Source organism: Bradyrhizobium cytisi, from assembly GCF_008123515.1.
Classification (GTDB): domain Bacteria; phylum Pseudomonadota; class Alphaproteobacteria; order Rhizobiales; family Xanthobacteraceae; genus Bradyrhizobium; species Bradyrhizobium cytisi.
Map to the genome: position 1 here is coordinate 1 of NZ_VSSR01000158.1, position 5,531 is coordinate 5,531.

Annotated in this window: 9 protein-coding genes and 1 pseudogene; 4 read left to right on the top strand and 6 right to left on the bottom strand. The window is 58.2% G+C overall.

From position 1 onward, the window contains the following. Positions 1-31 precede the first annotated feature (31 nt). The 3 genes and pseudogenes from FXB38_RS42180 to FXB38_RS44790 all read left to right on the top strand — a co-directional run. Positions 32-190 (top strand): annotated as a pseudogene (locus FXB38_RS42180) (SOS response-associated peptidase); the annotation flags it as partial. Between the two features lie 405 nt (positions 191-595). After that, positions 596-805 carry a hypothetical protein gene (locus FXB38_RS44510; RefSeq protein WP_148756728.1) on the top strand — a complete coding sequence of 70 codons (210 nt, stop codon included), beginning with the start codon at positions 596-598 and terminating at the stop codon, positions 803-805. Between the two features lie 21 nt (positions 806-826). Further along, entirely contained in the window at positions 827-949 is a 123-nt protein-coding gene (locus FXB38_RS44790; protein ID WP_283812835.1) for a hypothetical protein, read from the top strand. Between the two features lie 24 nt (positions 950-973). On the opposite strand, the gene FXB38_RS42190 is transcribed toward FXB38_RS44790, so the two are convergent. The 6 genes from FXB38_RS42190 to FXB38_RS42205 form a co-directional block, all read right to left on the bottom strand. Beyond that, positions 974-1,174 carry a hypothetical protein gene (locus tag FXB38_RS42190; RefSeq protein ID WP_148756729.1) on the bottom strand — a complete coding sequence of 67 codons (201 nt, stop codon included), beginning with the start codon at positions 1,172-1,174 and terminating at the stop codon, positions 974-976. A gap of 155 nt (positions 1,175-1,329) precedes the next feature. Beyond that, the gene (locus FXB38_RS42195) at positions 1,330-1,542 is read right to left on the bottom strand and encodes a hypothetical protein (RefSeq protein ID WP_148756730.1); all 213 of its coding nucleotides are present in this window, start codon (positions 1,540-1,542) and stop codon (positions 1,330-1,332) included. Between the two features lie 265 nt (positions 1,543-1,807). After that, positions 1,808-1,939 carry a hypothetical protein gene (locus FXB38_RS44795; RefSeq protein ID WP_283812836.1) on the bottom strand — a complete coding sequence of 44 codons (132 nt, stop codon included), beginning with the start codon at positions 1,937-1,939 and terminating at the stop codon, positions 1,808-1,810. Positions 1,940-2,129: 190 nt separating this feature from the next. Continuing rightward, the gene (locus tag FXB38_RS43410) at positions 2,130-2,300 is read right to left on the bottom strand and encodes a hypothetical protein (RefSeq protein ID WP_187435531.1); all 171 of its coding nucleotides are present in this window, start codon (positions 2,298-2,300) and stop codon (positions 2,130-2,132) included. 1,161 nt (positions 2,301-3,461) lie between these two features. Then, complete coding sequence (locus tag FXB38_RS44515; RefSeq protein WP_148756731.1) at positions 3,462-3,674, bottom strand: hypothetical protein; 213 nt, start codon at positions 3,672-3,674, stop codon at positions 3,462-3,464. Between the two features lie 113 nt (positions 3,675-3,787). Next, positions 3,788-4,081: a hypothetical protein gene (locus FXB38_RS42205; RefSeq protein WP_148756732.1), complete on the bottom strand. Its 294-nt coding sequence runs from the start codon at positions 4,079-4,081 to the stop codon at positions 3,788-3,790. A gap of 522 nt (positions 4,082-4,603) precedes the next feature. On the opposite strand from FXB38_RS42205, the gene FXB38_RS42210 reads away from it, so the two are divergent. Further along, the gene (locus tag FXB38_RS42210; protein WP_148756733.1) at positions 4,604-5,398 is read left to right on the top strand and encodes an outer membrane protein; all 795 of its coding nucleotides are present in this window, start codon (positions 4,604-4,606) and stop codon (positions 5,396-5,398) included. Positions 5,399-5,531 lie beyond the last annotated feature (133 nt).

Consider the following 5,531-nt stretch of genomic DNA (forward strand, 5'->3'; position numbering starts at 1 on the left):
ATTATGCCGACGTCGGCATAACCTCTATTCGATCACGACGAACCAAGCCGCCATCCTCGCACTCTTCCGCGTCGTCAATCGCTACGTCGGCAACTTACAGCCGATGCCGGGCGTGTTTCCCGATTATCAGGCGCCCATGATCCGCAACACGGAAGCCGCGACCGAGATGACGATGATGCGTTGGGGCATCAGTTATCACCGCGCGGTAGTTCCGCGATCGCCCGACGGAGCTTGATTTCGATGCACCGACCGCAGATCAACTCCCCGTCCCCGGCCGGTGGCGCAAGAACTATCAGCTCTTCTGGCGCGAACTCTTCTTCGCAGTGGTCGCAACGGGGGATTTCGAGCATCCGCGCATTTGCTCACGCAGTTGCGGCGGAATTCGGTAGACTCTTTAACCGACCGCTCGCAAGAGCTTGATCAATACCCACGGCCGAGCTTGCACCAAGTTCGTTCCCAATGCGGAACGACGCTGAAGAAATCCCGGACGTTGCAGATTTACAACCCGCGCAGCCATTCGAGATACTAAGCTCGTCCGTGGAGACGACCAAAATATATTTCATTCTTAGTTCAATATGATCAGCGGGGGCGAAAGGTGTTTGATGTCTATCGCAATGACAAGCGCTTCTTGCTCGTTCTAAGTTCAGGCTCGCCCGTACCGGCGCTTTACTCTGCACATAGATGGCGCAGGAGCAGAAAACGAGTTCTCAAGGTCAGCGACGAAATCAAGTCAGCCGTTCAGGCACAAGGGTATTACGTCCGCAGCCTGCGGGTCACCAAGGAGCGAATGATCGAAGTCGAGTAGGTGGCGAGCCGGTGTTCTTCCATGCGCAACCACGACAGCATCACGCCCAACCAAGGCGCCATTCTGGACCACGCCGAATACCGTGTTGAACCGATCCATCCGAAGGCGATGGCAGTGGTCCTGACGACCGACGAGAAAGCGTGAACGACTTAAGCTGGCCTCAGGCTGTTAAGATGTTGAAGATATATAGCCCCTGTACAAGCAAGTCGGTCTTGCGTCGCCATCGAGCAGCACGGTGATGCCGGTATTCTGACGGCTCAAGCCGACAACGATGCCAATCTTGTTAGCCAGATTTGGGCAGCGAACCGCTCCAAGTTCGCTGATCTTGAAGCGGGTGCCGACTGCAATTCTATCTATTTCGCGGTCCATGGTTTAGCTCCGCAATAAGCCTTATTGAAAAACCTGCACTGTTGACGGCGTTTGTTTCAGGATCATTTCGTCGCCTACGGAATTGGGTTTCATGGCAGCTAGCGGCGATGTTCGTCCCGGTTTGCCGCTCCGTCCAGGAAAACAGCTTGGTAAGGTTAGCTCGTCGCCGCGCCATCCAACCGCGCCAGCCCAGCCTCAATCACGACGATATCTTCCTCGATCTGCTGGACGGTTGTCCGGAAATCAAAACCTGTACGTGCCTTTAGGTCTACGGCCAGCTTTCGGCGCTGCATGCGGAGATCATCCAGAGCCCTCCGATTGTTCAAGCGAACGTAACCGTCCACAATCAGCTCGATTGCGTTTGGCATTCCCATCCCCCTGTCGTGATCGACCGATACCGAACCGCTTAACTAGCGACACCCCTCAAAACAGCATCTCTTCGCAAAGTGTCTCCCGTAACCGTCAAGTGAGATCCTACGGTCAGACCGAGCCGACCTAGCGTCAGGAGAGCAAGGGGGCTGCACAGTTCAATGGAAAGACCGGCTCCCAATATCGCAATGGCGCGTTGTTCATCCCTATCGAGATCGGCCCATGAGATGCCGTCCATGACGAGTCTCCGTCGCAAAGAACTATCTAAAAAAACGCGCGACTGATTTGCCGCAGCATAGCCATGGCCGCGCCGGTGTACCGACCGTCGGTTAGATATTGATCCAGCTGCGCTGTACTGATCAGCGCCACAACGACGACCGCGAAGCCCTTAAACATTGGGCCTCTCCTCTTGAAAGAGACCGCTAACCTGGCGTGCTCAGGTTCGAACCACTTCAGGAATTCCGGGGGGCCGCAAATCGCGACCCATATGCAATGGCAACATGGTGACGATGACTGGTAACAAATTCCTTAACTGCGCGGCCTCGGGGGCCTCTGTGTCGCCGCGTCAGCTTGTCAGTCGAGCGAACTACACTTCAGAACTGCTCTGGCCGATCTCGCGATCCCTTCGCAGAACAGCTTCAAGTTCTTCGACAATGGCGTGAAGCAGGCACGCGGCAAGGGGATCAGTAACCTCTCGCTCCAAAAGGCGGTAGCGAGCGATCTGGACTTCTTGCTCGATGAACTGGCGCTCTGGCATGAGCCGTGCCCTCCAGAAAATCGACTCGGAGGGGGCCGAGTTGTTTCAGTAAAATTTTTTGATCATTTTCTTTGGTTTCTAGTCAGTTAAAGAACGATGCGGGCGTCGTGCGGCCGACCGCGTCCGGTGTCACACAGGTGAGTTTGGCGTTGTTCGGCTTGGGGCCAGAGGAATTCTCGGCGCCGGATGCAAGAGGGCCGCCAACGGGGCGGTCTTCCTAAGCCATCGGGCTCGGTAGAAATGTGGCTATCAATCGCTCATCGTGCCACAACTCGACTGTGCCGTACTCAATGAGCCGCCCAGCTCGATCGATGGCGTCAGCGTCATTGGCGCAAACCAGATCGATCCGCTGCGTGATATCGCCGAAAGTCCCGATGATGTGGACGCGATATGTCTGCATTGGAACGCAAGGTTCTTCGCTCGTAGAGCCAAATTGTGCCTACGTTGGCGTGCCCTCAGGTCAGGAACAGCATCACGGTCAGACCGATTAGCCCGACGAAACTGATGGCGGCTGTTCCAAGGCACAGTTTCTCAAAAGGTGCCACGACACTCCCCAGCGCTTCATGACCCAAGAGAACATTGGAATTCTGAATTTTGTGCCTGTCTGTCCGGTTTCCGACGTAAGCAAAAGAATCAATGATTAAGGTCAGCCGGCAAATTAGGAAACTGCAGGTCGTCAGTGTGGACAAAATGAAAGAGGCCGCCAACTGAGGCGGCCTTATTTCTCTCGGAGACGATCCGTTCATTCGTATTTTCGGCCGCGGGGATGTTCGCCCCGAACTCAGGCCGTCAGGTTGCCGTTCCGAAACGACAGGAACGGTTTGCCGACTACCAGGTTTTCCCGATGCCCTTCCCCAAGGGCATCCCCCAAGTGGGCCCCAGCTCCATCGTCCCCGCTGCCCCCCGGAGCTGGGGCTTTTTTGGCGTCGTTCCAACCGGCAAATCAGGCCAATCCAAAATCAAACTAGGCGAGGCGTCATCGGTGAGTGCGCCCTGTCAACCCGTGTAGCTGCACGGGTGTCGTCTCCCGTCCGTCACGGCTACACCCCGGCCGGGCTCCCTCGCACGATGGTGCGCGTGCACTGTCTGAACGAGCCTGTCAGGTCGGTCCGCGTGACGGATATTAAAGCGGGCGTGTTGCGTCCCGCCTGTCTTGTTACGTCACGATCCGACTCGGTCGCTCGGCGGCTGTAGGCCGGGCGATCTCAGCCATTCGCTGATGTGCGAGCCGGTGTCGGCTTGCCGGGCTCTGCGGAGTAGCTTATCGCGAGTAGTGCCGGGCGGACAGGACTTAGCTGCCTCGCGTAAGCGCTGCGCTTCTTGAGCAAGTCTTTCTTCAAGGGATTGGGTTTGCTTGAACCGGCGACGCTGCATGGCGGTTCTCCCTTTCCGGCTTCGGGAACCTACAATGAACGTTACGGTTGAGCTGTCTGTCCGGGACCCGACACAGGCCGCGCGAAATGGTGACGCTGCTGAGGCTGCGAGCCTCAGGTCGCGCGGTCACCGAGACGCCACGGCGCCGGGCGGCCCTCGGTGCTCCAGTCCGGCCGGACGTCTGCGCCGCGCATGCCGCAGGCGGAGCAGACGAACCGCTCTTCGATGTCGGACAGCCGCATATGGTCCGGCCAAGCATCGGCGCTGACCGCGACCCAATGGCCGCATCGGTAATCGGCGCACCAGATCACGACGCCGCTTAACCCCATCTCGCGCAGTTCGCCGAAGGTAATCTTGACCGGGCGGCAACCGGCAGGGGTGGTGCTATGGCGGGCGGGACGCGGCATGCCGCCATCAAAACGCGGCTCTGTCCGTGGTGCAAATTATCGATCCATAGGGGGATCAGTCGGCGGCGAGCTACTGCCGGCCGTGGGTGGCCTCGCCGCCGCGCACCAGTTTACCCCAGAACGATCGTGTCGACTCTCAGACACCGTTTTAAACCCCGCTCTACCAGCCGATATGGCCTCCGATAATGTCGGCTGATCCGGCTTACGTTCAGCCCACTTGACGATTTCGGCCCGTAGCTCTGGCGATCCCCGAAAACCAAGAAGCGAAGTTTGTCCGGTGGGGCCCCGGTTCACGCTGGCGGGCCGTCGTCCAAATTGCGCTGCCGATGTGCACGTCACCGGGCATTTAGTTCCCTTAACTGTCTGACAAATATGACAAATATCAAGAATGTCTCGGCGCCTTTGGGTAGCGAGTGTTGTAAGCCCGCTACAGCAACGCACCGGCGAACGACGTACCATTGATTGGCAGGTGGGCGAACGCACCGATTTCATTGAACTCATATCTCTGGGGAGAGAACTCGCATGAAGAAGCTTTTTGCGGCTGCGGCCGCAACACTAGCTCTGGGCCTCTCGGCTCCCGCAAGCGCGGCGGACCTCGCTGCACGACCCTACACCAAGGCTCCGGCGCCGATGGTCGCCGCCATCTACGACTGGAGCGGCTTCTACATCGGCATCAACGGCGGCGGCGGCTCAAGCCACAAATGCTGGGACTTCGTCGACACTATTGGCGGTGTGACTGGCGTTCCGGGTAGTCTTGTCGGTGAAGGCTGTCACAATGCGACCGGGGGCACGGTCGGTGGTCAGATCGGTTATCGCTGGCAGTCGGCCAACTGGGTGTTCGGTGTCGAAGGCCAGGGCAACTGGGCGGATTTCAAGGGCGACAACATCAGCGCGGCGGGATTCGGCCTTCGCAATCAGTCGAAAATTGACGCCTTCGGTCTGATCACGGGCCAAATCGGTTACGCCTGGAACAACGCCCTGTTCTACGTCAAAGGTGGCGCTGCCGTCGTCGGCGATCGCTACAGGACCTTTGACGTTGCAACCGGCCTTGAATTCGATCGGGCGAACGACCAAACCCGCTGGGGCGGGACGGTCGGCGCCGGCTTCGAATATGGCTTTGCGCCGAATTGGTCGGTTGGCATCGAGTACAATCACATCTTCCTCGAACGTCGTAACGTCGATTTCACTGGCTCCGGCAACTTCGCCGGCGCGGGACTTGGTGTCTTTACGCGCACCGACCGTATCGATCAGAACGTCGACATGGGCCTCGTCCGCTTGAACTACCGCTGGGGCGGGCCGGTGATCGCGAGGTACTGAGTAGCTTCGTCAAAAGAACAGAGGGCCGGCTCTTTGAGCCGGCCTTCTTCTTGCGGAGGCTCGAAATGACAAAGACCTACGGGCCAGTCATCCCGTCGCAACTCGTCGCCGATCTAGAGCGTTAGCCCATCTG